Annotated in this window: 3 pseudogenes; 1 reads left to right on the top strand and 2 read right to left on the bottom strand. The window is 70.0% G+C overall.

Annotated elements, in window-relative coordinates:
- Nucleotides 1-96: pseudogene (locus ACWDN5_RS46750) on the top strand (hypothetical protein); the annotation flags it as partial.
- On the opposite strand, the pseudogene glgX reads toward ACWDN5_RS46750, so the two are convergent.
- Nucleotides 94-1,443 (bottom strand): annotated as a pseudogene (gene glgX, locus ACWDN5_RS46745) (glycogen debranching protein GlgX); the annotation flags it as partial. The pseudogenes ACWDN5_RS46750 and glgX sit on opposite strands and share 3 nt — an antisense overlap.
- A gap of 126 nt (nt 1,444-1,569) precedes the next feature.
- Nucleotides 1,570-1,737, bottom strand: a pseudogene (locus tag ACWDN5_RS46740) (manganese catalase family protein); the annotation flags it as partial.

Below are 1,737 nucleotides of genomic sequence, written 5' to 3'. Positions count from 1 at the left end.
GTCGTCGCGCACATCCCGCTGGCCGAGAACCTGCCGTCCGGGACGTCGTACCGCCCGGGTGACGTGCTGACCATGTACGGCGGCAAGACCGTCGACGAAGTTGATCGACGCGAACGGGCGGCGGCCGTCGCTCTGGTAGAGGTCCGACGACCCGGTGATCCGGCTCGCGAACTCGCCGAGCGTGGCGGGCTCGCCCCGCCAGAAGTCGCGGACGGTGTCACGGTAGGCGCCGTTCCACTCGGTCCACAGCGGCGGGAAGTTGCCGACCTGGTAGCCGCCCGGGCCGACGTCCCAGGGCTCGGCGATCAGCTTCACCTGGCTCACCACGGGGTCCTGCTGCACCAGGTCGAAGAAGGTGGCCAGCCGGTCGACGTCGTAGAACTCGCGGGCGAGCGTGGCGGCGAGGTCGAACCGGAACCCGTCGACGTGCATCTCCGTCACCCAATAGCGCAGCGAGTCCATGATCAGCTGCAGGGTGTGCGGCTGGCGCACGTTCAGCGAGTTCCCGGTGCCGGTGTAGTCCATGTAGTACTGCGGGTCGTCTTCGACCAGCCGGTAGTAGGCCTGGTTGTCGATGCCGCGCATGGACAGCGTCGGCCCGAGGTGGTTGCCCTCGGCCGTGTGGTTGTAGACGACGTCGAGGATGACCTCGATCCCGGCTTCGTGCAGCGTCCGCACCATCGCCTTGAACTCGTGCACCTCGCTGCCCGGGGTCGCCGGCATGATCGAGGCGGCGTACTCGTTGTGCGGCGCGAAGTAGGCGATCGTGTTGTAGCCCCAGTAGTTGGCCAGGCCGCGCTCGGTGAGGGCGTGGTCGTGCAGGAACTGGTGGACCGGCATCAGCTCGACGGCGGTGACGCCGAGGGTCTTGAGGTACTCGATCATCACCGGGTGCGCCAGCCCGGAGTACGTCCCCCGCAGCTCCTCCGGGATGTCCGGGTGGAGCTTCGTCAGCCCGCGGACGTGTGCTTCGTAGACGACGGTCTCGTTGTACGGCACCTTCGGCGGCCGGTCGTTGGCCCAGTCGAAGTACGGGTTGACGACGACCGCGCGGACGGTGTGCGCCGCCGAGTCGTCGTCGTTGCGCTCCTCGGGCCGGCCGAACCGGTAGCCGAACACGGATTCGTCCCAGTCCACCCGGCCGGTGACGGCCTTGGCGTACGGGTCGAGCAGCAGCTTGGCGGGGTTGCACCGCAGCCCGCGGGCGGGGTCGTGCGGCCCGTGGACGCGGAAGCCGTACTCCTGGCCGGGGCCGATGCCGGTCAGGTAGCCGTGGTGGACGAAGCCGTCGACCTCCGGCAGCCGGATCCGGGTCTCGGTTCCGTCCGGGGCGAACAGGCAGAGGTCGACGCGGTCGGCGACCTCGGAGAAGAGTGCGAAGTTGGTGCCGACACCGTCGTAGTCGGCGCCGAGCGGGTAGGGGGAACCGGGCCAAGGCTGCACTGGGCCTCCACAGGGGCGCGAGGGAACTCCGCCCGGATACCCGGCCGGGCGGCGTCCGAATCCGTGACGCGCGCCTCTCACCCGGACGCCCGGCCGGGGCCGCCGGCGGCGGCCCCGGCGACGGCGTCAGGTGAGCTTGTTCTTGACCTCCTTGGCCTTGCCCTTGGCGGTGCCCTTCGCGTCCTGCAGCGGCGAGTAGGTGCCGTAGAGGGCGGGGTCGGGTTTCGGGGCGGTGCCCGGGCCGCCGAGGGGTTCGGGGTCCATGAGGTATTCGATGCCGGCGTCGGTGGTCCA

The organism is Amycolatopsis sp. NPDC003731 (genome assembly GCF_053586895.1).
This window is presented reverse-complemented; position numbering and strand designations above follow the sequence as displayed.